This window comes from Nonomuraea sp. NPDC050547 (assembly GCF_044457345.1).
Classification (GTDB): domain Bacteria; phylum Actinomycetota; class Actinomycetes; order Streptosporangiales; family Streptosporangiaceae; genus Nonomuraea.
Genome location: NZ_JBITGW010000014.1, coordinates 62,784 through 87,337 on the forward strand (window position 1 = coordinate 62,784; position 24,554 = coordinate 87,337).

Sequence of the window (24,554 nt, forward strand, 5' to 3'; positions counted from 1 at the left end):
GCTAATCGCCGAAATTCACGGAGAATGGCTTGCGTGAGCGAATTGCCGGTTATCGATATCGCGCCCCTCCTCTCCGGTACGGCCGGCCGCGTCCCCGACCAGATCGGGGCGGCCTGCCGTACCAGCGGCTTCTTCTACGTCACGGGGCACGGCGTGCCGCCCGCGCTGATCGAGCGGCTGGACGCGGCGGCGCGCGCGTTCTTCGAGCTGCCGATCGAGGTCAAGAACGAGATCTCCATGGAGCGCGGCGGGCGGGCCTGGCGCGGCTTCTTCCCGGTCGGCGGCGAGCTCACCTCGGGCCGCCCCGACCTCAAGGAGGGCATCTACTTCGGCGCCGAGCGGCCGGCGAGCGGCACGCCCCTGCGCGGGCCGAACCTGTTCCCCGCCCAGGTTCCGGAGCTGCGTGCGGCGGTGCTCGCCTACATCGAGGCGATGACCGGGCTCGGCCAGGCCGTCATGCGCGGCGTCGCGCTCAGCCTGGGCCTGCCCGGCGACTACTTCAGCGCCGGGTACACCGCCGACCCGACCGTCCTGTTCCGCGTCTTCCACTACCCGCCGTCGGAGCCGGAGGCGGACGGGTGGGGCGTCGGCGAGCACACCGACTACGGGCTGCTCACGCTGCTGCTCCAGGACGCCAACGGCGGGCTGCAGGTCCACACGCCCGATGGCTGGATCTCGGCGCCGCCGGTCCCGGGCACGTTCGTGTGCAACATCGGGGACATGCTCGACAAGCTCACCGGCGGCCTGTACCGCTCGACGCCGCACCGGGTGCGCAACCTGAGCGGGAACGAACGGCTCAGCTTCCCCTTCTTCTTCGATCCCGGGTGGGACAGCGAGGTGCCGCCGCTGCCGTACACCGAGGGCGGGCGGGCCCGGTGGGACGGGCAGGATCTGCGGGCCTTCACCGGGACCTACGGCGAGTACCTGCTCGGCAAGGTCTCCAAGGTCTTCCCCCAACTGCGCGCGGACGTCCTGGACTAGAGCAGGTCGGAGGAGACGGCGCCGGCGGCCTCGAAGGCCTCCCGCCAGAAGGTCTCCAGCAGCGGGAAGCGGTCCGGGTTCGAGGTCTTGGCGCGCAGGAAGCCGTGCACCACCACCTCGTACCCGGTCAGGTCCGGCAGCAGGCGGGCCTGGCGCAGTTCCTCGATCTTGCGTTTCCTGCCGGCGTCGGTCAGGTCGAGCTTGTTGACGTCGAGGTCGCCGCGGTTGTTGATCAGGTCGCTGAAGACGGCGATCCGGTGCGCGCTGTCCGGCCGGCGCTGGGCGTTCATCTGCTTGACCAGGTAGCGCAGCGCGCCGATCACGTCCGAGCCCTTGCCCTCTTCCGGGCAGTCGAACAGCTTGAGCGCCTTCGGCAGTACCTGTCCCAGGCGGTGCTTCCTGATGCGCTCGTCGACCACCGGGTTGTCGTTCGGGTTCTCCTGCGGCGACGCGGCGATCTTGACCGGGGTCTCGCGGCACGTGCTGCTCTCCGAGGCGCCGGTGACGGCGGCGAAGCCCATCCAGTCGCAGCCGCCGGTGAACTCCGGCAGCTTGGCCGACACATCGCTCCTTGACGTGGCCGGTTCGGCGTACGAAGTGGAGTCCACGACGGTCCCGCACAGGGCGCGCGCGTCCGTCCCGCATCCGCTCACACCCGCGCCGGCCAGCACAACGACCACGACCCCCGCCAGCCGCCTCACGCGTCCCCCTTCTCGTCAGGTGAAGCCTCTTCGAGTTCCGGAGTCTGGGCGGTGGTCAGCTCGCGCCGCCCGTTCACCTCGGCCTGCCAGAGCTCGACCCGCCGCTCCACCTCCTCCAGCAGCCCGCCCATCTCCTCGCTCCCCGCGACCGGGGCGGCGGTGTCCATGGCGATCACCTCGCCCTTCCACAGCGGCGGGATCTCCTCGCGCCGTGGATGGGCCCGCATCACCCCGCTCCGGTAGGCGGCGATCATCCGCTGGGCCCAGGCGTGCACCTGCTCCACGTCGTGGTTGCGCCGCAGCACCGCGCCGTTCCACTCGCGCGTCAGCCGTTCCACCTGGGCCCGCGCCCCGAACACCCGCTCGGCGGAGTCTCTGGCCTCTGCCGCCCGCCGCCGTTCCTCCCGCCGCCGCCTGGCCTCGGCGATCGAGATGAACTCGTCGTCCCCCCGGCCGTTGGCGGCGTGCGTCCCGTTGGGCGACGCGGGCCGGGCGAAGTCAACCGTCATCCGCAGTACGGCCTGCCGCGCCTCGCCCGCCTCCCGTAACAGGACGGTTCGTACCTCGGCCAGTTCGCGGTCCAGCCGGGCGATCCGCTCGCGGGCCATGGCCCGGATCTCGCCCAGGTAGGCGGGCCGGCAGTCGGGGTCGATGAACTCGTGCGGCGCGTGCTGGCGGGCGTCGCGTACACCTTGCCGGTGAGCGTCCTCCCGCTCCTGATCCAGCCCTGTGCTCCGTTTGAACAGCCGCGCCAAGAACGCCATCCGCGTCTCCCGAGTGCCCCTGGACTCTCCACACTAATCGCCCAACCCATCCCGAAAGCGGCTTCTCCCCCGAAACGGAGTCCGGCTGCGGCTTCGTGATCACGACGGTCGTGGAAGAAAGGAGGTGGGAGCGTTCCTGGAATGCGGGGGTGCGGGCGGGTCCGGGCGGGTGGCGAGGCTGTATACAGGTCGCGTGGAACTGGATCGGCTGGACCGCGACATCATCGGGGCGCTCATGGAGGACGCTCGGGCGACATACGCGGAAATAGGCCAGCAAGTGGGTCTGTCGGCGTCGGCGGTGAAGCGGCGCGTGGATCGGTTGCGTGAGGCGGGGACGATCACGGGCTTCAGCGCCGTGGTGGCCCCGCAGGCCCTGGGGTGGACGACCGAGGCGTACGTGGAGCTCTTCTGCCAGGGCAAGACGAAACCCTCCGACATCGCGCTGGCCGTGGCGCGGTTTCCCGAGGTGGTGGCGGCTGCGACGATCACCGGCGAGGCCGACGCCCTTCTGCACATCCGGGCGACCGACGTGGGCCATGTGGAGCGGGTCATCGAGCGCATCGCGGCCATGCCGTTCGTGGTGCGAACCAAGAGTTCGATCGTGCTGTCGAGGCTGGTGGACACCGCCGTACCGACCGCACGCAACGGATCGCCCATCACCGGGTAAGACTCGCAACAGACCCGCGCCAACACGCAATATCAGCCGCTTGGCCTGCATAATCATGCATTCTTAGGCTGTCTCCGTCCCCCCGAGATACCCCTGGTGGCCCGGAGGGGATCCCCCGACGAAGATGACGGAGACCCGCATGCCCAAGCACTTCCTGATGTGCCGCCCCGAGCACTTCACGGTGGAGTACGCGATCAACCCCTGGATGGACCCCGAGGCGGGCGCCGATCGCGAAGTCGCCGTGCGGCAGTGGGAAGGGCTGAAGGCCGCCTATGAGACCCTCGGCCACCAGGTCAGCCTGATCGACCCGATCGAGGGCCTGCCGGACATGGTGTTCGCCGCCAACGGCGCCACGGTGGTCGGCGGTCGCGTGTACGGCGCGCGGTTCGCCTTCCCCGAGCGCGGCCCGGAGGGCCCGGCTTACCTGCGCTGGTTCGTGGAGCGCGGTTACCAGGTGAAGAACCCCGAGCACGTGAACGAGGGCGAGGGCGATTTCCTGACGCTCGACGAGTTCGTCCTCGCGGGCACGGGCTTTCGCACCGACGTACGGGCACACCAGGAGGCCCAGGAGTTCCTCGGCCGCCCGGTGATCTCGTTGTCGCTGGTCGACCCGCGTTTCTACCACCTCGACACGGCGCTATTCTCACTCGACGGACGCAATGTCGCCTACTACCCCGGCGCCTTCTCCGAGGGCAGCCAGGAGGTGCTGAAGCGACTGTTTCCCGAAGCGGTCCTGGCCACGGCGGCCGATGCCGAGGTTCTCGGTCTCAACGCGGTCAGCGACGGCGAGCACATCGTCATCAACTCCGAGGCGGGCGAGCTCCAGCTGGAGCTCAAGCGGCGCGGCTACGAAGTGATCCCCGTCGAACTGGCCGAGCTGCGCAAGGCCGGTGGCGGGCCGAAGTGCTGCACGCTCGAAATCCGGGCATAACAGAAAATCCCGGACATAACATGTAATAGGGGGAGATAATGACCAGCACCACACAAGAGCTGATTGAGATCAGCGAGCGGCGCAGCGCGCACAACTACCACCCGCTTCCCATCGTGATCCACGAGGCGCACGGCGCCTGGGTGACCGACGTCGAGGGCAAGCGCTACCTGGACTTCCTGGCCGGATACTCCAGCCTGAACTTCGGCCACGGCAACCCGAAGATCATCGAGGCGGCCCAGGCCCAGCTGCAGAACCTCACGCTCACCAGCCGCGCCTTCTACCACGACCAGTTCGCCGCATTCTGCACCGGACTGGGCGACCTGACCGGCAAGGACATGATCCTGCCGATGAACACCGGCGCCGAGGCGGTCGAGACCGCGATCAAGGTCTCCCGCAAGTGGGGCTACGAGGTCAAGGGCGTCGCACCGGAGCAGGCCAACATCATCGTGATGGAGGACAACTTCCACGGGCGCACCACCACGATCATCAGCTTCTCCACCGACCCTGACGCGCGCGACAACTTCGGCCCGTACACGCCCGGCTTCAAGATCGTGAAGTACGGCTCCGCCGAGGCCGTCCGCGAGGCCATCGACGCCAACACCGTCGCGGTCCTGGTCGAGCCCATCCAGGGCGAGGCCGGAGTCCTGGTGCCGCCGGACGGCTACCTCACCCACATCCGCGAGATCTGCACCGAGAACAACGTTCTCATGATCGCCGACGAGATCCAGTCCGGCCTCGGCCGTACCGGCAAGACGTTCGCCTGCGACCACGAAGGCGTCGTGCCCGACATCTACATCATGGGCAAGGCCCTCGGCGGCGGCGTCGTCCCGGTCAGCGCCATCGCGGCCGACGAGGACGTGCTCGGCGTCATCAAGCCGGGCCAGCACGGCTCCACGTTCGGCGGCAACCCGCTGGCCTGCGCCGTCGGCAACGCCGTCATCGAGATCCTCAACACCGGCGAGTACCAGGCCAGGGCCACCCAGCTCGGCGAGGTCCTCCACGCCCGCCTGAACGAGCTGATCGGCAAGGGCGTCGTCACGGTACGCGGACGCGGGCTGTGGGCAGGCGTGGACATCGACCCGTCGCTGGCCACGGGCCGCGAGGTCTCCAAGGCCCTGATGGCCCGCGGCGTCCTGGCCAAGGACACGCACGGGTCGACGATCCGGCTGGCTCCGCCGATCGTCATCTCCGAGGAGGACCTCCTCTGGGCCGTCGACCAGCTCGCCGACGCCATCGCCTCCTTCCGGTAACCCCGATACGGGCCTCCCGGACGACCGCCTCACACCCGTCCGGGAGAACGGCCCCGCCTCCAGGCGGCGCTCACCAGAGGGGGTGCGCCCGCCGAGGGCGACCGGGGAGGTCGTACCTGCCCGGACGGCCCTGTGGGGCGCCCCTCACCAGAGGCGCCCCGGTTTCGGGAGGCGGCTCGCCAGGAGTGATCCTCCCGGTGAGCCGCCTTCTGCGCGTCCGGGCGCGGATCGCCTGAGGAGCAGGGTGGCGATCAGCTTCCCGGCGGGATCGGAGTCGGCTCCCGGCTCGCCTCAGGTTCCGTTTCGGCGGACGACCGCACCCGGACCCCCGGTTCCCCCTTTCTTCCCCACCCTCCTGGGGACCGGACGGAAACACCGGGACACGGACAACCCCGACCGTGGGAACCCGCGGCGCGAAGCCCAATGCGGGGACCCCTAGCCCAGAGGACCGGAAGAGCCCAAGCCCGAAAGGCCCGAGCGCGAGGGGCCGAGCGCGAGGGGCCGAGCCCGCGCTCGAACCCGAGGACCGCGGGGGCCCGAGCCCGGGAGCCCAAGCGCGGAGGGCCGAGCGCGGGGGCCTCTGGTGGCGGGGAGCGAGGGGAACGCGGCGTCCCTGCACGCGGGCATGCGGGCGTCCCGGGGACACGGGCACTCCCGGGACAGGGGCACGGGCACCCGCGTCCCGTGGGCTTGGGCGCCTCGGGGCGGGGCACGGGCGCCTCCGGGACGGGTGGTGGGTTAGGGGTGGTGCCAGGTGAGGAGGCCGTCGGGGGCGGGGCCGGGGGTGAAGCCGGCTGCCGTGAGTTCGGCGGTCAGCTCCTCCAGGGTGGGCCGGTAGCCGTCGCTGTCCACGATGTCCTCGCTGATGACGACCCCCCGCTGCAGCACCCGGTAGGAGAAGCGCGAGGTGGCCATCTCGGGCGTGGCCGACACGACCTGCCCGAGGATCTCGTAGGTGTGCCGCCCCACCCGGTACGACCCCATGACCTCCGGCGGGCCGGGAACACCCACGGGCCGCTGCCGCCAGTTGAAGATCAGGCGACCTCCGGGCCGGAGCTGCCTGGCCACCGTCTCCCACAACTTCGGGCGTTCCGGGGGCGCGAAGCCGTACAGGACGGAGATCATCACGGCGGCCTCGACGGGCTCGTCGAGGTCGGCGTCGAGCGCTCCGCAGGGCAGGACGGTCACCCGTTCACGCAGGGAGGGCCGGTCGGACAGGCGGGAGAGCAGGATGGCGCGCATGCCGAGCGACGGCTCGACCGCGAAGATCTCGCCGGGCACGGTGTCGCCGATGACCTGGGTGATGAGGCCGGTTCCGGCGCCGATCTCCAGGACGCCGCCGGTGACGCCGTCGAGGAGAGGCGGCAGGAGCTTCCTGATCTCGGGGACGTGGCCGTCCTCGTGCCACAGGTCGTAGAAGGGTGCGGTGCGGGTGTAGGCGTCCAGAGTCACAAGACTCGAACGATAATGGTTTTCATGTTAGATGTACAGTGTCGATGGGTTTGACCGTGTTGTCCGTTGCCTCGTACCAGGTGACCGAGTTCGGGAAGGTCAGCACGGCCAGCGCGTTCTGGAACCACGGCCCGTGCGTCACCCTCCACCGGATCGGCGGGCGCGGGATGCGGGCGAGCCTGGCCAGCGTCCCCCCGATCAGCGTGGCGATGCCGAACTGGGTGAACACGTTGGCCAGCCGCAGCAGCCTGCTGAGCGGGTTGCGGATGGGCGAGCAGACCAGCTGGGTGATGTTGCGGGACTTGGCGACGTAGGAGTAGTGGACGTCACCGGACAGGATCATCACCGGCACGCCCGTCTTCAGCAGGAGCTTGGCCAGCGCGTCGAACGAACGCCGGAACGCCGCCCAGTGCTCCAGGTCGAACGCCTGCCGGAACATCTCCGAGAGCCGCGCGACCGGCTTGCCCCACTTGCCGTCACACAGCGCCTCGTTCCAGTTCTGCACGGAATGCACGCCCTCGGGCAGCATGAACGGGATCGACGAGCCGATGATCAGCCGCTCGGCCGGCAGCGCCACCTGCTCCTCCAGCCAGGCCCACTCGACGTCGTCGAGCATGCGCCGGTCGCCCGGCGTGAGCTGGCGGGCGCAGCGGGTGTCGACGATGAGCAGCCGGGTGTGGCCGAGGTCGCGGGCGTAGCTCCACCGGTTGCTGCTCGGCTCGGCGTCGGCCCGCTCGGCGAAGGCGTCCAGGCGTTCGGAGCCCGCGCCCTTCAAGAGGTCCTGCAGCAGCGGATCGGAGGCCCGCTCGGCCGGCGAGAGGTTGCCCAGGTGCTGGTAGACCCAGTACGCGCCGAGCCCGGAGATCACCCGGTGCTTCCACCAGGGCACGCCGGCCATGGTCTCGCGCCAGGTCTGGGAGGTGTTCCAGTCGTCGCGCACGTCGTGGTCGTCGAAGATCATGGCGGTCGGCACCGTGGACAGGAGCCAGCGCAGCTCCGGTTCGGTCCAGGCCAGCCGGTAGAGCTCGGCGTACTCCTCGAAGTCGGCGATCTCGTCCTGCGGCGCGGTGGTGCGCCGGGCGCGGATGTAGTCGAGCATCTCGGGCGAGGGGTTGTCGGCGTAGACCTGGTCGCCGAGAAGCAGCAGCAGGTCGGGCCAGGTGGGGTCGTCGGCGGTCTCGAGGTGGTCGCCGTAGGCGCGCAGCACGTCGGGGCCGTGCGTGCGCACGTGCGCCGCGTCATGGGGCACGCTGGTACGGCAGGAGCCGAACGCCAGCCGGCGCGGCCCCTCGGGCGGAATCAACCGGATCCGGCTGGGCGCGCGGCCCTCCAGCGGCCAGACGGGGGTCCCGTCCAGCTCGACCCGGTACTCCGGCACGTCCCGTGTCAGCTCGGTGAGATCGACGATGGCGTAGTGGTGGCCGTGCACGGTGAACGTCGGCGAGGAGTGCTCCCCGTCGCGTGTCGAGACCGTGACCTGGCATGGCTCGTCGGTTTCCACCCATATGGACGCGCTGGTCTCATCGACGTAGCGCAGCATGGGACCGATCACCAACCCGGGCATCCCACCCCCTCATGTGACAGTTCGGCGAAGAGCTTCTACCCAGCCTGCCAGTGTGGCACGTTCCCTGAGCGACGATCACGCGCTTGGATTTGTCCACAAGGGATCGGCTGCGAATCTGGACAGAATCCCTACACAATTCGAAACCACTCGATATAGGCTGATCACGACAAGAACGTCCAAATGGATCGAGCAACGGCGCTTAATCCACTGATTTGGGCGTACATAACAGGAGGATTTCCTTCCATGAGCATCATGGTGCCGTCAAAGACGCCGGCCCTGATCACCCCTGGACAACAGGCTCTCGACTCCGCTCTGCACCAGCTCGGCCACGCGGCCGAGCACCTCGGTCTCGACGACGGGCTGCGCACGATGCTGGCCACGCCACGCCGTTCGCTGACCGTCTCCGTGCCGGTCCGCCGCGAGGACGGCCGCATGGACGTGGTCCAGGGCTTCCGTGTCCAGCACAACGTATCGCGCGGCCCCGCCAAGGGCGGCATCCGCTTTCATCCCAGCACCGACATCCACGAGGTCACCGCGCTGGCGATGTGGATGACGTGGAAGTGCGCGCTGGTCGGCATCCCGTACGGCGGCGCCAAGGGCGGCGTCTCCGTGGACCCGGCCGCGCTGACCACCCGCGAACTGGAACGGCTCACCCGCCGCTACGTCAACGAGATTTTGCCGCTCATCGGCCCGGAGAAGGACATCCCCGCCCCCGACGTCGGCACCGACGAGCAGACCATGGCGTGGATCATGGACACCTACAGCGTCAACGCGGGCTACTCGGTGCCCGGCGTCGTCACCGGCAAGCCGATGACGCTCGGCGGCTCCCTCGGCCGTGCGGGGGCGACCTCGCGCGGCGTGCAGATCGCGGCCCTGGCCGCGCTCGGCCGCTCGCCGGAGGACGTGAGCGTGGCCGTGCAGGGCTTCGGCAAGGTGGGCGCGCCGGCCGCGCAGTACCTCGCCGACGTGGGCTGCAAGGTCGTGGCCGTCTCCGACGTGCGCGGCGCGATCTACTCGCCGTCCGGCCTGGACATCGCCGATCTGCGCGCCCACAGCGCCGAGACCGGCAGCGTGTACGGCTACCGCCACGCCGACGCCATGAGCCACGCCGACCTGTTCGAGCTGGACGTGGACCTGCTGATCCCGGCGGCGCTGGAAGGTGTGATCACCGAGGAGAACGCCCCGAGGGTCCGCGCCCGCCTCATCGTCGAGGGCGCCAACGGCCCGACCACCCCGGAGGCCGACGAGATCCTCGCCGCCTCCGGCACCACCGTCGTGCCGGACATCCTGGCCAACGCGGGCGGGGTGATCGTGTCGTACCTGGAGTGGGTGCAGAACATGCAGGCCTTCTCCTGGAGCGCCGCCGAGGTCGAGATGAAGCTGCGCGACCTGATGCAGAGCGCGTACGGCGAGGTGAAGTCGCTGGCCGCGGAGAAGAGCCTGACGCTGCGCCAGGCCGCCCACGTCATCGGCGTGGGCCGGGTGGCCGAGGCGCACCAGATGCGCGGCCTCTACCCGTGAGCGCGACTTAAGTAGGTGGCGCGACCGCCCTGGGACCGATGTTCCGGTCCCGGGGCGGCTGCGAGGCTGGGCCCCATGAGAGCAATCGTGGGGGTCATCCTCCTCATCCAAGGGGTGGCCGGCTTCGTCGGCCTCACGTTCTTCGACTCCAAGTGGGGTCTGCTGCACCGCGTCGCCGAGGTCCCGAACTGGGGCTACCTGGGCATCGCGCTGGTGGGGGCCGGCCTGGTCATGTGGGGTGAGTCGGCGAAGAAGAAGAGCTGACCCGTACGCTCTGACCATGACCTACCCGGATCCGATCTACCACGGTGACCAGGGCGAGAAGAACGCCCTGCACCGGCCCGCGGGCCACGCGCCCGAACTCGTCTATCCCAACGGCAACGAGGTCCACTACATCGCCACCGGCGCCTCGACCGGCGGCCTGTTCGGCCTCTACCGCTGGGTCATGGGACCGACGCCCAGCGGGCCGGGCCCCCACTTCCACAAGACGATCACGGAGTCGTTCTACGTGCTGCGCGGCACGATCCGCATCTTCAACGGCGACCAGTGGCTGGAGACCGAGCCGGGCGACTGGGTCCACGTCCCGGCCGGGGGCATCCACGGCTTCAGGAACGAGTCCGGCGAACCCGCCGAGATGCTCCTGCACTTCTCCCCGGGCGCGCCTCGCGAGGGGTACTTCGAGGGCCTGGTGGAGTCGGCGGACATGACCGACGAGGAGCGTGCCGCGTTCTACCTGCGCCATGACAACTACTGGCTGTAGGGATCAGGCGTACGGCGCGGTGATGACCTCCATGTTGTGGCCGTCGGGGTCGTCGAAGTAGACGCCGCGCCCGCCGTACAGGTGGTTGATCTCGCCGGGGGTGTGGTGGCCCGGGTCGGCCCAGAACTCCAGGCCCGCCTCCTCGATGCGCGCGAAGATCGCGTCGAACTCCGGCTCGCTGACGATGAAGCAGTAGTGGTTCGGCTGGATCGACGTGGCTTCCATGTAGTCGAGCGTGACGCCGTTGGAGGTCTCCAGCGGCGTGAACGGCCCCCAGTCCTTGCCCACCGGGAGGCCGAGGATCCTGCCCAGGAACTCGGCGGAGGCACGCTTGTTCCGGCTCTGCACAATCGTGTGGTTCAAGTCGACTGCCATACCACCCACGCTATGCCCGGCCCGGCCCCGAGGCCAGGCGGCCGGGCGGGCTTGGCGCGTCGGCTCACGAGCCCCATAAGTCCATAATTGCCCCTTTCGCGTGGATGCACCGCCGGTAGATACTCGCGATCATCAAGCCCCTACAGGGGCTCCATGAGAGGACCGGCAACATGCCCACACCCCCCACCACCGTGGAGCAGTTCGGCTACCGCCAAGAGCTCCAGCGATCCCTGGGCTTCGCGGATCTGATGATCTACGGGCTCATCTTCATGGTGCCGATCGCGCCGTTCGGCATCTTCGGCAGCGTCTTCTCGGCCTCCGGCGGCATGGTCGCCCTGGCCTACGTCGTCGGCATGGTCGCGATGGCGTTCACGGCGCTGTCGTACGCCCAGATGGCGCGGGCCTTCCCGATGGCCGGATCGGTCTACACCTACGCCGGCCGCGGCATCGCCGCCCCCGTCGGGTTCATCGCCGGATGGGCGATCCTGCTCGACTACCTGCTGGTGCCCGGCCTCCTGTACCTGGTCGCCGGCGTGGCCATGAACTCCTTCGTGCCCGTCATCCCGGTATGGGGATGGGTGGTGGTCTTCGTGGCCCTCAACACCGTGGTCAACTACCTGGGCATCCAGATGACCGTGCGCATCACCCGGATCATGCTGGTCGCCGAGCTGATCGTGCTCGCGATCTTCCTGGTGGTCGGCGTGGTCGCGCTGGCCCAGGGCAAGGCGCAGACGGGCGCGCTGACCCCGCTCTTCGACTCCTCGACGTTCACCCTGCCGCTGGTGTTCGGGGCCGCGTCGGTGGCGGTGCTGTCCTTCCTCGGCTTCGACGGCATCTCGACACTGGCCGAGGAGAGCCGCGAGGACGGCAGGCGGCTGGGCCGTTCCATGGTGGCCGCGCTCGCGCTGGCGGCCGTGCTGTTCGTGGCGCAGACCTGGGTGGCGGCGCTGCTCACGCCCAACCGGGCCACGCTGCTGGAGAAGGGCGACCCGGCCGGCAGCGCCTTCTACGACACCGCGGCCTTCGCCGGCGGTCCCTGGCTGGCCACGCTCACCGCCGTAGCCACCGCGATCGCCTGGGGCTTCGCCAACTCGCTCGTCGCCCAGGCGGCCACGTCCCGGCTGCTGTTCGCGATGGCCCGCGACCGTCAGCTGCCCGCGTTCCTGTCGCGCGTCCACCCCCGCCACAAGGTCCCGGTCAACGCCACGCTCGCGGTCGCCGCGCTCTCGCTCGCGCTGGGCGTCTACATGAGCACCCGCGAGGACGGCATCCCGCTGATGAGCTCGCTGGTCAACTTCGGCGCGATGACCGCCTTCCTGCTGCTGCACGTCGCCGTCGTGGTCCACTATCTGCTACGGCAGCGCAGCTCCAACCTGATCGCCCACCTCCTGGTCCCGTTGCTGGGATTCGCGATCCTGGTCTTCGTCGTCGTCAACGCGAACGTGGCCGCGCAGCGGCTGGGGTTCGCCTGGCTCGGGCTGGGCCTGGTGGTCCTGGCCGTCACCTACATCGTGGGCCGCCGCCCGCGCCTGCCGAAAGAGGTCGTGTGAACATCCACCCCTACCGCCCCGGGCCGGACGAGCTGAGCTACACCTTCGGCGGCCGGGCCCCGGTCGGCGAGGTACGGCCCGGCACGATCCTGGAGCTCTACACCGAGGACTGCTTCGGCGGCCGGGTGCGGACCGTGGACGACCTGCCGTCACAGGTGTGCGAGTTCCCCTATCTCAACCCGGTGACCGGCCCCTTCCACGTGGCAGGCGCCGAGCCCGGCGACACGATCGCGCTGCACTTCGTCTCGATCACCCCGGCCCGCGACTGGGCGATGTCCACGACGTTCCCGCACTTCGGGGCGCTGACGGCCACCCACACGACCGCGATGCTGCATCCGGCGCTGGAGGAACGGGTCTGGCGCTACGACCTGGACCTGGAACGCGGCGTGGCCGTCTACCGGGCCAGGAAGAGCGACTTCACCGTCGAGCTGCCCCTGGACCCCATGCACGGAACCGTCGGCGTCGCCCCGGCGGCCGGTGAGGTCAAGATGACGATCACGCCCGACGCCCACGGCGGCAACATGGACACCCCGGAGCTGCGCGCCGGCGTCACGGTCTACCTGGGCGTCAACGTCGAGGGCGGCCTGTTCGCCATCGGCGACGGGCACGGCCGCCAGGGCCACGGCGAGGTGTGCGGCACCGCGCTGGAGGCCGCGATGAACACCGTCGTCGCGGTCGACCTGATCAAGGGCGTGGGCACGCCGTGGCCGCGCATGGAGGACGACCTGCACCTGATGTCCACGGGCTCGGCCCGCCCCCTGGAGGACGCCTACCGCGTCAGCCAGCACGACCTGGTCACCTGGTCGGCCGAGCTGACCGGGCTGGAGACGCTGGACGCCTACCAGCTCATCAGCCAGGCGGGCCAGGCGCCGGTCGGCAACGTGTGCGACACCAACTACACGATGGTCGCCAAGGTCGCCAAGGCCCACCTGAAGGATCCGGCCGCCTACGGCTCCGCCCACGCCCGGCTGCGGGCCCTCGGCGCGGAGTATCTTTCTTCGCGCTGAAAGGCGAGTGTCGCAGGTCAGGGTAATGATCACCTTCGATCTACAGTGGAGGCGTGCTCCGGCTGCTGCTGTCCATGACCCTGCTCAACCCGACGGCCGAGCCACCCCTCGACGCCGTTCCCGCCACCCACGTGCTCACCCCCGGCGGCGACCGGCTGGGGTACGCCCCGGCCGGCCGCGCCCGGCCCGACACCGGTGTGCTGATCGGCCACGACCCGGTGGCGGGGACGGCCGTGATGTGCGGCGGCGCCGTGCTGAGGTCACGGAGCAGGAGCCTGGTCCTGACCGCGGCGCACTGCCTCTACCACCGGGGCAGGCCGCTGCGCGGACTGGTGTTCATGCCCGGCTACGACGGGGGGCGGGCGCCCATGGGCGTATGGCCCGCCGTGCGTACCTGGGTGCCCTCGGGGTGGCGCGACCGGCCGGACTCCCCCGCCCGGCTGCCCTACGACGTCGCGCTGGTCGGCGTCGCCGGGAAGGGGCGTTCGACCCTGGAGTCGGTGGCCGGGCGCGGGCTGCGGCCGGTGGCGCGCGGGACGCTGTCGCGGCGCCGGGCACTGGACCTGCTCGGGTATCCGGCCGGGCGGCGCTATCCGGGCACGCGGCTCTACCACTGCCTGGGGCAGGCGGCGCCGTACCGGGGAGTGCTCGTCACGCACAACTGTCACGCGTCCGGCGGCGGGAGCGGCGGCCCGGCCCTGTACGGCGGGGCCGTGGCGGGCGTGGTCTCCTCCTCGAGCCCGCTGTCGGACCCGGCCGGGTTCACGGTGCTGGCACCGCTGGACTCGCGGCCCTTCGCCCGCATGCTGAGCAGGGCCGACCGCGTCATGCGGCGTGGCTGACGATCTCCTCGCAGATCGCGTGGCTGACCAGCGCGTCACCGGCGTCCAGGACGCGGCCCTCGCGCACGGCGGCCAGGAAGTCCAGCGTGATCTGCTCGATGCCGCGCTGCCGTGAGACCGGCACCCAGTCGGGACGGCGGCGCAGGACCTCGCCGGACCCGGTGTAGTCGACGACGTCGCCGAGGTTGACCACGCGGCGCTTGACGCCGTCGCCCATGACCTCGCAGCTCTCCTCCGAGGCGCCGCTGAGCCGGTTCATGACGCCGATGGCGGTGAAGCCGTCGCCGGACAGCTCCAGCGTCACGTGCTCGACCTGGCCGGCGCGGACCCGGGTGCGGATGCGGGTGCCGCTCACCTCGCCGGGGGCCAGGAAGCGCAGGGTGTCGACGACGTGGATGAAGTCGTCGAACATGACCGGGCGGGGAGCGTCGGGGTGGTTCTCGCGGTTCTTCTGCATGATCACCAGGTGCCTGGGCAGCTCGGCCAGGCCGGCGTAGCCGGGGGCGTACCGGCGGTTGAATCCGACCTTCAGCGAGCGTCCGGCCTCGCGCGCCAGGCTCACCAGCCGCTCGCAGTCGGCGAGGTTGTCGGCGATCGGCTTGTCCACGTAGACGTGGACGCCCGCGCGCAGGAGGGTGTCCACGATCTTGGGGTGGGCGCTCGTGGCGGCGTGGACGAACGCCGCGTCGAGCCCCTCCTCGACCACCTGCTCGACCGTGGTGAAACGTTTGGCGATCCGGTGGACCGCGCCCAGGCGGTCGAGCGTTCCGGCGTTGCGGGTGCACAGGTGGAGGTCGAGGCCGGGCTGGGCGGCCAGCACGGGGAGATAGGCCTTCTCCGCGATGTCGCCCAGGCCGATCATGGCAATCTTCATCCGGCCAGGCTAGCCTTCAGCGCCTCGTCGATCGGCGTGGGCGCGACGTCGAAGGTGCGCTGGAAGGCGCTGGAGTCGAGCACGAAGGGCGCGACGAACTGGTAGCGGATGTGGCGGAACTCGCCGATCAACGGGTTGAACAGCCCGGCGACCCGAAGGACCGGCCACGGCAGCGCGCTCATCTTGGGCTCGGGGCGGCCGAGGACGGCGGCCATGCCCGCGCCGATCTGCCGGAAGGTCATCGGCTCGTTCGTGGGCACGTGCCAGGCCTTGCCCCAGGCCCGCTCGTCGGCGGCGGCGGTGATGAGCGCGTCGGCGACGTCGGGCAGGTAGGTCCAGCTGTGCGGCACGTCGGCCGGCCAGACGAGCTGGATGGTCTTGCCCGCCTTGAGCGGGTCGATGAAGCGCCCGCCCAGGTACGACTGGTCGGTGGCGCCGGGGCCGAAGAAGTCGGAGCCGCGCACCTCGGTCACCCGGATGCGGCCGGCCTCGTGCAGGGCCAGCGCGTCCTGCCACATCTTCGCCCTGACCATGGCCTTGGGGCTGCGCGAGGCCAGCGGGAGGTCCTCGGTCATGGGGCCGTCGACGGGTCCGTAGGGGTAGAGGTTGCCGAGGATGGCCAGCACGGCGCCGGTGGACTCGGCGGCGGCCAGGAACGCCGCGGACATCGGCGGCCAGTCGGTGAGCCAGCGGTGGTACTTCGGGTTGACGCAGTTGTAGAGGGCTTCCGCGCCCTTGGCCGCCTCGGTCAGCCGGACGGCGTCGGCCACGTCCGCGGCCACCTTGACGACGCCTTCCGGGCCGCTGCCCGATCGGGTGACGACCGTGACGTCCTGGCCGAGGTCGCGGAGCTTGACGGCGAGGTGGGTCCCGACCTGGCCGGAACCGACGATGACGTGCTTACCCATGATCAGGCCTGCTTCCAGATGAGGCGGAGGGTCGCGTTGACGGCGAAGAGGATCGCGAAGACGGCGGCCGGAGCGGCGGCGCCGGCGGCGTAGAGTGCGGCGGCCCCGCCGCCGAACCAGAGGATCTCCAGGACGCCCCGCCAGATCCCGGTGGCCGGGAAGGTGGCGTTGACCCCGCCACCGGCGCCGAACAACGCCCAGGCGGCGATGAAGAGGGCCGGCGCGCCGAGCCCGGCGAGCGTGTTGATGATCCAGTTCGAGCTCACGGTGAAGCCCCAGTATCCGACTGCGGCGATGACGCCGAGTTCCAGGAGGAACATCAGCACCATGTTCGCGTTCTTCATCATCTTTGGGACTCCAACCTTCGTGACTGCCGTTCGCTTACGAGAGCAATGCTCTCTCAAAAGAGCACCTTTCGTCAAGAGCGGTGCTCTCGTTTATTCTCACCGCTCTGGTAACGTGCTGAGCATGACCGCTAGCAGGACCGCCAGAGAACGCGTCCGAGCCGAGCTCACCAAGGAGATCGCCGACATCGCCCGGCGCCAGCTCGCCACAGAAGGGGCCGGCGGACTGTCGTTGCGCGCCGTGGCCCGCGAGATGGGCATGGTCTCCTCGGCCATCTACCGCTACTTCCCCAGCCGGGACGACCTGCTGACCACTCTGATCATCGACGGATACAACGCGATCGGGGAATGCGTGGAACAGGCCGACGCCGCCACCGAGCGGGGCGACCACCTGGGCCGCTGGCTGGCAGTCTGCCATGCCGTACGCGACTGGGCGCTGACCAACCCCCACGAGTACGCCCTGCTGTACGGCTCGCCCGTACCCGGCTACCAGGCGCCGATGGACACCGTGGAGGCGGCGGTCCGCGACACGGTCGTCTTCGGCCGCATCCTGTCCGAGGCCCATGAGGCGGGCGTCCTCGATCCCCCCGACATCGCGCCCGCTCCCCCGCCGTCGCTGGCCGAGGACGCCGCGCTGGTCCGCGCCGTCATGCCGGGGATCTCCGACCTGGTCGTCTTCCGCGCGATCAACGCCTGGACCGGCCTGTTCGGCTGGGTCAGCTTCGAGCTGTTCGGCCAGTTCAACAACACGCTGGACAACCGCAGGACCGCCTTCGAGCACGCCATGCTCAACAACGCCGCCCTCATGGGACTGGGCATCCCAGAAGCGGCACGATGATCTCGTCGACCACCTCGACGATGAGCGTGTCGGGGATCGGCGGCCCGTTGAACAGGAAGTACTGCCTGATCATCGCCTGCCCCACGTCCAGCCGGCGGGGGGTGACCGCGCCGGCCTCGACCTCGCCGCGCTCGACCGCGCGGCGGACCACCTCGTGCATCATCCTGCGCCCCGCGCCCTGGGAGTTCTCGCGCAGCGCGGCGCCCCGGCCGCGGTCGCCGAGCGCCTCGCTGAGCAGCCCGCGCATGGCCTCGCCGGGGGCTCCGTCCAGCGCGGCCGCGGTGTGGCGGAGCACGGCCAGCAGGTCGCCGCGCAGGCTGCCGGTGTCGGCCACGTCGGAGGGGTCGGGCAGGACGGAGTAGACCGCCGCCATCACCAGCTCCAGCCGGGTCGGCCAGCGGCGATACAGCGAGGCCTTGCCGGTCCTGGCCCGCTCGGCGACCCGTTCCATGGTCAGCTTGGCGTAGCCGACCTCGGCCAGCTCGTCGAGCGTCGCCTGGAAGATGGCGGCGTGCAGCGCCTCGCCCCGGCGGCGGGGCTGTTTGCGGTGGTCGGTGACCATGGATGCATCCTATGGAGCCTTGCCGACCGTGCCGGTGTCTCCGTCCACGACGACCATGAGGCCGTCGGTCAGCACCGAGGTGCCCTCGCCGGTGCCCATGACAGCCGGGATGCCGTACTCCCTGGCCACGATCGCCGCGTGCGAGCCGGTGCCGCCGGTGTCCACGACGACCGCGGCGGCCCGCTGGAACAACGGCGTCCACGACGGGTTCGTGTATGGGCAGACCAGCACGTCCCCCGCGGCCAGCCGGCCGAACTCCCCGGGTTCGCGGATCACCTTGACCGGCCCCGTCACCGTGCCGCCGCCGGCCGGGGCGCCGGCGACCAGCGCGGCACCGGCCTTGGGCGCGGGGAAGATCGCGCGGGGGTCGATGAGGCGTACCCCCCGCAGTTCGTCCCGCTTGGCCGCCCTGGCGAGGATCGTGGCGCGCAGCCTTTCCCGGTACGGCCCCGCCGCCGGATCCTCGACGCTTTCCAGCTCCTCCAGCCGCAGGTGGAAGACATCCTCCGGGTCGGCCAGCCCGAGCCGCCTGCCCATCTCCACCAGCGACCGGCGCAGGATGGGCTGCGGCATCGTGAAGGAGAAGTGGCTGTCCTCGCGGAAGGCGAGCCCGGCCCGCGCCGCCCTGACCAGCCGCTCGACGCGCCGCCTGCGCCGCGGCGAGCGCAGCCGGGGATGGCTCAGCAGCCGCTCCAGCGGATCGGGGCCGTGCTCTCGCGCGGCGGGGCTGCTCGCGAGCAGCTTGACCATGTCGAGCACGGTGCCGGGGGCGTCGCTCCAGGTGGGCGGGGTGACGAGGATGGGGCTGGCGGTCTCCCGATGCCCGTACTCAGCAAGGAAGGCCTGAAATTTCAGGTCGAAGTCGGAGTCGTGGAGATGGGCGGCCAGCTCCTCCAGCCCCCGGTTGGCGTCCTCCGTCCGGCTGCCGCCACCCGTGATCACCGTCCCGAAGTGCTTGCCCAGCCGGTACATCTTCAACGTCACCAGCAGGCGCGCCAGCGCCAGACCGGTGCCCGGCAGGTAGTCGATGCGCAGGTCGGCCACCGGCCCCACCAGGTCGAGCGCCCGCCGGGGCATGGCCCGCAGCTCCGGCCACGGCAGCGCCGCCAGGTCGATCGCCGCCAGCTCCCGCTCGCGTTCCAGGAAGGCGACGAAGCGCGGGTCGCGCGTCCAGGTGGCCGGGTCGAACCGGCGAGCCTTGCGCAGCACGCGGAACGGCAGCCCCAGCAGCCGCGGGCTGGGCCGGGGCGTGGGCGGGACCATCCGGTAGACGACGCCGTCCTCCTCCCTCAGGAAGCCGTCGAACGCGCCCCGGATGCCGAAGTCGGCGGCCACCCTGGCCATCAGTCCGGCGGGGCCGTGCGGGAGCCAGGTCGTCATGTCGATCGGGTAGGGGCGCACCGGCAGATACTCCAGCAGGATCCCGGCGATGCGGCGTTCGACGGGGTTGAGCCTGCGGCCCAGCGGAGGCGGCGGGAGCGCGGTCATCGGGCGGGCCTGCAGCAGGCTGACCCGACCTTCCGCGTAGGCCCATTCGAGGTCCATGGGGCGGCCGAAGTGGCCGGCCACCCGGACGCCGAGCTCGGCCAGCTCGCGCAGGGCCGTCTCGGGCAGGCGTTCGGCCCGGTCTTCCTCACGGGTCTCGGTGGTGCCGCCGCCCGCCGTACCTCTGATGACCACCTCGCGGCGGCCCGCGCGGAAGGCGGTGAGACGGCCCGCGCGGTCGAGCACGTAGTGGTCGGGGGTGACGCGGCCGGAGACGACGGCCTCGCCGAGGCCGCTGCTGGCGTCCACGACCAGCGTGGCGCGCTCGCCCGTGACGGGGTCGGCGGTGAACATGACGCCCGCCGACTCCGCCTCCACCATGCTCTGCACGACGACCGCGATGCGCACGTCGGCGTCGGGGATGCCGAGCCTGGCCCGGTAGGCGACGGCGCGCTCGGTGAACAGCGAGGCCCAGCATCGGCGGACCGCGTCCAGGAGCGGGTCCTCGCCGATGACGTTCAGGAAGGTGTCCTGCTGGCCGGCGAACGCGGCGCCGGGCAGGTCCTCGGCGGTGGCGCTGGAGCGCACGGCCACCGGCCCGCCGCCGAGCGCGGCGTAGGCGGCGGCGATCTCCCGCCGGAGGCCGCCGGACATCTCGGCGCCCGCGGCGGTCGTGACGACGAACCCGTCCGGGACCGGCAGCCCGAGCCGGACCAGTTCCCCCAGGTTGGCGCCCTTGCCGCCGGCCCGATCGAGGTCGGCGCGGCCGAAGTCGCGCAGGGGTGCGACGCGTGTCATACGTTCTCCTCCACATGGGATCTGGTACGCAGCGGGCGTACGGGCAGCGCGAGCGCGAGCAGGAACGCCACCCCGAGCAGCGGCGCCATCATGGCGAAGACCGGCGGCACGGCCTCGGCGAACCCGGCTCCGGCCAGCCGCAGCGTGATCAGGGCCCCGACCACCGCCACCCCCGCCGATGCCCCGATCTGCCGCAGGAACGTCACCGCCGAGGTGGCCGTCCCGAGGTCGGCGTGGACGACCGTGTTCTGCGCGACCAGCACCATGACCTGCATGACGAGCCCGACGCCGAGCCCGGTCAGCAGCATCACCGCGGCGATCGCCACCGCGCCCTCGGCCACGGCCAGCAGCCCGAGTCCGAGCGCGGCCACGAGCGCGCCCGCCACGGGGTACGGCTTGTAGCGCCCGGTCCTGGTGATCAGGCGGCCGGAGACGATCGTGGTGGCCAGCACGCCGCCCATGAGCGCGGTGACCAGCAGCCCGGCCTGGGTGGCGGTGGTGCCGAGCGCGATCTGCAGGTAGGCGGGCATGTAGGTGATCGTGCCGAACAGCGCGAACCCGATGAGAAAGCTGATCGCCACCGGTACGGCGAAGCCCCGGTCGCGAAAGAGCCGCAAAGGCAGGATGGGATCGGCCGCCCGCCGCGCCGTGATCAGCCACGCTCCGGCGCCTGCGGCCGCGAGCGCGAGGTAGACCGGCTCTCCGGTCTGCCCGAGCAGCACCATCCCGACCACCGCCACGGCCAGCGTGAGCGCGCCCGCCACGTCCAGCGGGGTTCGCGCGCCCGGCCTGGGCAGGTGCAGCGTACGGCTGAGCACCACCAGCGCGAGCAGCCCGAGCGGCGGGTAGATCGCGAAGATCCACCGCCAGCCCACGGTGTCGATGAACAGCCCGCCGACCAGCGGGCCGCCGACGGCTGCCACGACGTAGGCGGCGCCGATGAGGCCGAGGTAGCGGCCCCGTTCCCGGGGGCTGACGATCTCGCCGATGATGGCCTGGGCGCCGATCATCAGCCCGCCGCCGCCGATGCCCTGGAGCGCGCGGAAGGCCACGAACTGCGGCATCGACCCGGCGACCGAGCACAGGACGGCGCCGGTCACGAAGATCACGATGGCGGCCTGCATGAGGGGCTTGCGGCCGTAGCGGTCGCCCAGCTTGCCGTACACGGGCATCACGACCGTGGCCGCGACCAGGTACGCGGTGACGACGGCCGGCATCTGGTCCAGCCCGCCGAGGCTCGCGGCGACGGCGGGCAGGGCGGGCGCCATGATCGTCTGGTCGAGCGCGCCCAGCAGCATGGCCAGCATGAGCCCGGTCAGCGTGAGCCGCACGCCACACCTCCTTAGAGAACGTATCGTTCTCTAAGGAGAGTAGATGAATTCCCCGTGAATGAAAAGAGCGCTCCGCCGGGCCGGCGGAGCGCTGGGAGAGGATCGCGCGGAGGGGAGTCCTGCGCGCGTGTCCTAGCGGGAGGCGCGGTTGACTGCGGAGATGATCGCCTTGAGCGAGGCGGTCGTGGTGTTGGCGTCGATGCCCACGCCCCACAGGATCCGGCCGTCCACCTCGCACTCCAGGTAGGAGGCCGCCTTGGCGTCGGTGCCCGCGCTCATCGCGTGCTCCACGTAGTCGAGCACGCGTACCTGGATGCCGATGCCGGCGATCGCGTCGATGAAGGCCGAGATGGGGCCGTTGCCGTTGCCCTCGATCTCGCGGATCTCCCCGTCGAGGCGGATGTCGGCGCCGATGCGATCCTGGTCGTCCACGGTCGACTCGTGGCGGTGGGCCATGAGGCTGAGCCGGCCCCAGCGGTTGCCGGGCGTGGGCAGGTACTCGTCCTGGAAGATCTCGAACATCTCGGCCGGCGTGACCTCGCCGCCCTGCGCGTCGGTGCGGGCCTGCACGACCTTGGAGAACTCGATCTGCAGACGGCGCGGCAGGTCGAGCTGGTGGTCAGCCTTCATGATGAAGGCGACGCCGCCCTTGCCGGACTGGCTGTTGACGCGGATGACCGCCTCGTAGCTGCGCCCGATGTCCTTGGGGTCGATCGGCAGGTACGGCACCGCCCACGTGAAGGAGTCGACCGGCACGCCCGCCGCGGCGGCGTCGGCGGCCAGGTGCTCGAAGCCCTTCTTGATGGCGTCCTGGTGGGAGCCGGAGAAGGCGGTGTAGACCAGCTCGCCGCCCCACGGGTGGCGCGGGTGCACGGGCAGCTGGTTGCAGTACTCGGTGACGCGGCGGATCTCGTCGATGTCACTGAAGTCGATCTCGGGGTCGACGCCCTGCGAGAACAGGTTCATGCCCAGGGTCACCAGGCAGACGTTGCCGGTGCGCTCGCCGTTGCCGAACAGGCAGCCCTCGATGCGGTCGGCGCCGGCCATGTAGCCCAGCTCGGCGGCGGCGACCGCGGTGCCGCGGTCGTTGTGGGGGTGCAGCGACAGGACGATCGAGTCGCGCCTGCTCAGGTTGCGGTGCATCCACTCGATCTGGTCGGCGTAGACGTTGGGCGTGGCCATCTCGACGGTGGCGGGCAGGTTGATGATGACCTTGCGGTCGGGGGTGGGCTGCCACACCTCGGTGACCGCGTCGCACACCTCGACGGCGTAGTCCAGCTCGGTCCCGGTGAACGACTCGGGCGAGTACTGGTAGGAGACGTCGACGTCGCCGGCCTCCGCGAGCTTGCGGACGAGCTTGGCGCCCTCGACGGCGATGGCGGTGATGCCCTCGCGGTCCTGGCCGAACACGACGCGGCGCTGGAGCGTGGACGTGGAGTTGTACAGATGGACGATGGCCTGCCTGGCGCCCTGGATGGACTCGAAGGTGCGCTCGATCAGCTCGGGCCTGGCCTGGGTCAGCACCTGGATCACCACGTCGTCCGGGACGCGCCCCTCGTCGATGATCTGGCGGACGAAGTCGAAGTCGGTCTGGCTGGCGGCGGGGAAGCCGACCTCGATCTCCTTGTAGCCCATCCTGACCAGCAGGTCGAACATCTGGAGCTTGCGGTGGGAGTCCATCGGGTCGATCAGCGCCTGGTTGCCGTCACGCAGGTCTACCGCGCACCATCGGGGTGCCTTGGTGATCACCTTGCCGGGCCAGGTGCGGTCGGCGAGCCGGACGGGCTCGAACGCCTGGTAACGCTGGACGGGCATGGAGGTGGGCTGCTGAGCGGTCATCTGAGGTGTCCTCAAAGTCGGTCCGAACGGCCGACGCGCATGGCTCGCTCCGCGACGAGGGAGCCGGCCTGCTTTTAGAGGCCCTCGCCGCGGCAGCTAAGAAGCAGCCCGCGCAGCATGCGATTCACGTTAGCAGACGTCTCGCCGTGCGCCCTCCCCGATCTCACCTGATGAGAACCGAAAGACAGGTCACACAGCCCTCCAGCTTCTCAAACTCCGAGATATCCACGCTCATGACATGAAGTCCCCTGTTTCGCAGCATGCGGGCTGTTTCCGGGGCGGAGGCCGCCATCAGCACGGTCTCCTCGTCCAGCACGACCACGTGCGAGCCCGCCTCCTCCGGGGGCTCCAGCAGGTCCGGCAGATCCACCAGCGAAGGGTCGCCGATCAGCGTGCCGTCCGGCAGCGCGGTCACGGCCGACTTCAGATGCAGCACCCCGCGCAACTCCACCGGGACCACGCGCCGGTCGGGCAGGTGCCCGGCGAGCTGGGCGATGCCCTCGTCGTTGGTGCGGGCTGAGCGTCCGGCGTACACGGTCGCGCCGACCTGAAGGACGTCGCCGCCGTCGAGCGTGCCGGGCGCCTCGACGGTCACGGCGCGCAACCCCTGGCGCCGCACGGCCTCCGCGACCGCCGCCACCTCGGGCCGCCGTTCCGGCGCCCCTGGACGCGTGAGTACGGCCAGCCGCCCGCACACACCACCACGGTGTCCTCCACGAACACCGCGTCCGGCAGGTCGTCGGCCCGCGGCACGTGGACCGGGTTCCAGCCCGCCTCCCCCAGCGCGCCGACGTAGGCCGCGTGCTGCTCCAGGGCGAGCGCGTGGTCGACCGCCCGCCGTTCGAGATGGGTGACGATGCCCTCGGCCAGGCGCGAACCAGGTTCCCTTACCACCGCGATACCCCGCATAGGGCGTGTTCTATCACGCGCCGGTTAGAGTCAGGATCATGCAGGATAACGAGATTCTCACCAGGATCAGCGCCCTCGTCGCGGAGGAGCACGAGCTGCGCAACCGCCTGTCCACGGGCGAGGTGACCTCGGAGGAGGAGAACGCGCGGGTCAAGGAGCTGGAGGTCGCGCTGGACCAATGCTGGGACCTGCTCAGGCAGCGCCGGGCCCGCCGGGGCATCGGGGAGAACCCCGACGAGGCGGCCGCCCGCCCGGTCAGCGAGGTCGAGAGCTACCAGCAGTAAAACCGGTGGCGGGAAGA

At 70.5% G+C, this 24,554-nt stretch carries 26 protein-coding genes; 12 read left to right on the forward strand and 14 right to left on the reverse strand.

What is annotated here, in order from left to right:
- Positions 1-33: 33 nt before the first annotated feature.
- Positions 34-981, forward strand: a complete 948-nt coding sequence (locus ACIBHY_RS32040) for an isopenicillin N synthase family dioxygenase (RefSeq protein ID WP_397248710.1) — start codon at positions 34-36, stop codon at positions 979-981.
- Here ACIBHY_RS32040 and ACIBHY_RS32045 read toward each other — a convergent pair.
- Together ACIBHY_RS32045 and ACIBHY_RS32050 are read right to left on the reverse strand one after the other, a co-directional pair.
- On the reverse strand, positions 978-1,682 hold the full coding sequence (locus ACIBHY_RS32045) for a hypothetical protein (protein ID WP_397248708.1): 705 nt from the start codon (positions 1,680-1,682) through the stop codon (positions 978-980). The two genes, ACIBHY_RS32040 and ACIBHY_RS32045, sit on opposite strands and share 4 nt — an antisense overlap.
- Complete coding sequence (locus tag ACIBHY_RS32050) at positions 1,679-2,446, reverse strand: hypothetical protein (protein WP_397248706.1); 768 nt, start codon at positions 2,444-2,446, stop codon at positions 1,679-1,681. Before ACIBHY_RS32050 ends, ACIBHY_RS32045 begins: the two co-directional genes overlap by 4 nt.
- A 193-nt stretch (positions 2,447-2,639) precedes the next feature.
- On the opposite strand from ACIBHY_RS32050, the gene ACIBHY_RS32055 reads away from it, so the two are divergent.
- The 3 genes from ACIBHY_RS32055 to rocD all read left to right on the forward strand — a co-directional run bounded on the left by ACIBHY_RS32055 (position 2,640) and on the right by rocD (position 5,294).
- Positions 2,640-3,113: an Lrp/AsnC family transcriptional regulator gene (locus ACIBHY_RS32055; RefSeq protein ID WP_184966517.1), complete on the forward strand. Its 474-nt coding sequence runs from the start codon at positions 2,640-2,642 to the stop codon at positions 3,111-3,113.
- A gap of 139 nt (positions 3,114-3,252) precedes the next feature.
- Positions 3,253-4,044 carry a dimethylargininase gene (ddaH, locus tag ACIBHY_RS32060; protein ID WP_397248704.1) on the forward strand — a complete coding sequence of 264 codons (792 nt, stop codon included), beginning with the start codon at positions 3,253-3,255 and terminating at the stop codon, positions 4,042-4,044.
- A gap of 38 nt (positions 4,045-4,082) precedes the next feature.
- A complete protein-coding gene (gene rocD / locus ACIBHY_RS32065) occupies positions 4,083-5,294 on the forward strand; it encodes an ornithine--oxo-acid transaminase (protein ID WP_397248702.1) in 1,212 nt (403 codons plus the stop codon).
- Between the two features lie 738 nt (positions 5,295-6,032).
- On the opposite strand, the gene ACIBHY_RS32070 is transcribed toward rocD, so the two are convergent.
- Positions 6,033-6,746: a methyltransferase domain-containing protein gene (locus ACIBHY_RS32070; RefSeq protein ID WP_397308655.1), complete on the reverse strand. Its 714-nt coding sequence runs from the start codon at positions 6,744-6,746 to the stop codon at positions 6,033-6,035.
- 22 nt (positions 6,747-6,768) lie between these two features.
- Positions 6,769-8,310, reverse strand: coding sequence for an alkaline phosphatase D family protein (locus ACIBHY_RS32075; RefSeq protein ID WP_397248698.1), 1,542 nt, complete (start codon positions 8,308-8,310; stop codon positions 6,769-6,771).
- Between the two features lie 243 nt (positions 8,311-8,553).
- Between ACIBHY_RS32075 and ACIBHY_RS32080 the strand changes: the two genes are divergently transcribed.
- From ACIBHY_RS32080 to ACIBHY_RS32090, 3 genes are all read left to right on the forward strand, one after another.
- Entirely contained in the window at positions 8,554-9,831 is a 1,278-nt protein-coding gene (locus ACIBHY_RS32080; RefSeq protein WP_397308656.1) for a Glu/Leu/Phe/Val dehydrogenase, read from the forward strand.
- Between the two features lie 75 nt (positions 9,832-9,906).
- A complete protein-coding gene (locus ACIBHY_RS32085; protein ID WP_397248694.1) occupies positions 9,907-10,095 on the forward strand; it encodes a hypothetical protein in 189 nt (62 codons plus the stop codon).
- Positions 10,096-10,111: 16 nt separating this feature from the next.
- Positions 10,112-10,591 carry a cupin domain-containing protein gene (locus tag ACIBHY_RS32090; RefSeq protein WP_397308657.1) on the forward strand — a complete coding sequence of 160 codons (480 nt, stop codon included), beginning with the start codon at positions 10,112-10,114 and terminating at the stop codon, positions 10,589-10,591.
- Between the two features lie 3 nt (positions 10,592-10,594).
- Here the strand turns inward: ACIBHY_RS32090 and ACIBHY_RS32095 are convergent, their stop codons facing one another.
- Positions 10,595-10,966 (reverse strand): VOC family protein, encoded by a 372-nt coding sequence (locus ACIBHY_RS32095; RefSeq protein ID WP_397248690.1) that lies wholly within the window; start codon positions 10,964-10,966, stop codon positions 10,595-10,597.
- A gap of 170 nt (positions 10,967-11,136) precedes the next feature.
- Between ACIBHY_RS32095 and ACIBHY_RS32100 the strand changes: the two genes are divergently transcribed.
- From ACIBHY_RS32100 to ACIBHY_RS32110, 3 genes are read left to right on the forward strand one after another with little or no spacing between them, the layout of a single operon-like run.
- Complete coding sequence (locus tag ACIBHY_RS32100; RefSeq protein ID WP_397308658.1) at positions 11,137-12,516, forward strand: APC family permease; 1,380 nt, start codon at positions 11,137-11,139, stop codon at positions 12,514-12,516.
- Positions 12,513-13,523 (forward strand): acetamidase/formamidase family protein, encoded by a 1,011-nt coding sequence (locus ACIBHY_RS32105; protein ID WP_397248686.1) that lies wholly within the window; start codon positions 12,513-12,515, stop codon positions 13,521-13,523. The genes ACIBHY_RS32100 and ACIBHY_RS32105 overlap by 4 nt, the downstream gene beginning before the upstream one ends.
- 53 nt (positions 13,524-13,576) lie before the next feature.
- Positions 13,577-14,365 carry a trypsin-like serine peptidase gene (locus tag ACIBHY_RS32110; protein ID WP_397308659.1) on the forward strand — a complete coding sequence of 263 codons (789 nt, stop codon included), beginning with the start codon at positions 13,577-13,579 and terminating at the stop codon, positions 14,363-14,365.
- Here ACIBHY_RS32110 and ACIBHY_RS32115 read toward each other — a convergent pair.
- The 3 genes from ACIBHY_RS32115 to ACIBHY_RS32125 are packed head-to-tail and all read right to left on the reverse strand — an operon-like array spanning position 14,349 to position 16,494.
- Positions 14,349-15,239 (reverse strand): Gfo/Idh/MocA family protein, encoded by an 891-nt coding sequence (locus tag ACIBHY_RS32115; RefSeq protein ID WP_397248682.1) that lies wholly within the window; start codon positions 15,237-15,239, stop codon positions 14,349-14,351. The two genes, ACIBHY_RS32110 and ACIBHY_RS32115, sit on opposite strands and share 17 nt — an antisense overlap.
- Positions 15,236-16,147 (reverse strand): NAD-dependent epimerase/dehydratase family protein, encoded by a 912-nt coding sequence (locus ACIBHY_RS32120; RefSeq protein ID WP_397248680.1) that lies wholly within the window; start codon positions 16,145-16,147, stop codon positions 15,236-15,238. The genes ACIBHY_RS32115 and ACIBHY_RS32120 overlap by 4 nt, the downstream gene beginning before the upstream one ends.
- Before the next feature lie 2 nt (positions 16,148-16,149).
- Complete coding sequence (locus ACIBHY_RS32125; protein WP_397248678.1) at positions 16,150-16,494, reverse strand: YrdB family protein; 345 nt, start codon at positions 16,492-16,494, stop codon at positions 16,150-16,152.
- Between the two features lie 121 nt (positions 16,495-16,615).
- Here ACIBHY_RS32125 and ACIBHY_RS32130 point away from each other — a divergent pair, with 121 nt between their 5' ends.
- The gene (locus ACIBHY_RS32130) at positions 16,616-17,329 is read left to right on the forward strand and encodes a TetR/AcrR family transcriptional regulator (protein WP_397248676.1); all 714 of its coding nucleotides are present in this window, start codon (positions 16,616-16,618) and stop codon (positions 17,327-17,329) included.
- Here the strand turns inward: ACIBHY_RS32130 and ACIBHY_RS32135 are convergent.
- The 6 genes from ACIBHY_RS32135 to ACIBHY_RS32160 all read right to left on the reverse strand — a co-directional run bounded on the left by ACIBHY_RS32135 (position 17,295) and on the right by ACIBHY_RS32160 (position 24,253).
- The gene (locus ACIBHY_RS32135) at positions 17,295-17,891 is read right to left on the reverse strand and encodes a TetR/AcrR family transcriptional regulator (protein WP_397308660.1); all 597 of its coding nucleotides are present in this window, start codon (positions 17,889-17,891) and stop codon (positions 17,295-17,297) included. The genes ACIBHY_RS32130 and ACIBHY_RS32135 overlap by 35 nt on opposite strands.
- A gap of 9 nt (positions 17,892-17,900) precedes the next feature.
- Complete coding sequence (locus ACIBHY_RS32140) at positions 17,901-20,174, reverse strand: PEP/pyruvate-binding domain-containing protein (RefSeq protein ID WP_397308661.1); 2,274 nt, start codon at positions 20,172-20,174, stop codon at positions 17,901-17,903.
- The gene (locus ACIBHY_RS32145; protein ID WP_397308662.1) at positions 20,171-21,505 is read right to left on the reverse strand and encodes an MFS transporter; all 1,335 of its coding nucleotides are present in this window, start codon (positions 21,503-21,505) and stop codon (positions 20,171-20,173) included. The genes ACIBHY_RS32140 and ACIBHY_RS32145 overlap by 4 nt, the downstream gene beginning before the upstream one ends.
- A 132-nt stretch (positions 21,506-21,637) precedes the next feature.
- Positions 21,638-23,344 (reverse strand): 2-isopropylmalate synthase, encoded by a 1,707-nt coding sequence (gene leuA, locus ACIBHY_RS32150; RefSeq protein WP_397308663.1) that lies wholly within the window; start codon positions 23,342-23,344, stop codon positions 21,638-21,640.
- Between the two features lie 163 nt (positions 23,345-23,507).
- Positions 23,508-23,939: a hypothetical protein gene (locus ACIBHY_RS32155; RefSeq protein WP_397308664.1), complete on the reverse strand. Its 432-nt coding sequence runs from the start codon at positions 23,937-23,939 to the stop codon at positions 23,508-23,510.
- The gene (locus ACIBHY_RS32160; protein WP_397308665.1) at positions 23,936-24,253 is read right to left on the reverse strand and encodes a hypothetical protein; all 318 of its coding nucleotides are present in this window, start codon (positions 24,251-24,253) and stop codon (positions 23,936-23,938) included. Before ACIBHY_RS32160 ends, ACIBHY_RS32155 begins: the two co-directional genes overlap by 4 nt.
- 38 nt (positions 24,254-24,291) lie before the next feature.
- Between ACIBHY_RS32160 and ACIBHY_RS32165 the strand changes: the two genes are divergently transcribed.
- Positions 24,292-24,537, forward strand: coding sequence for a DUF2630 family protein (locus ACIBHY_RS32165; protein WP_397308666.1), 246 nt, complete (start codon positions 24,292-24,294; stop codon positions 24,535-24,537).
- Positions 24,538-24,554: the final 17 nt, after the last annotated feature.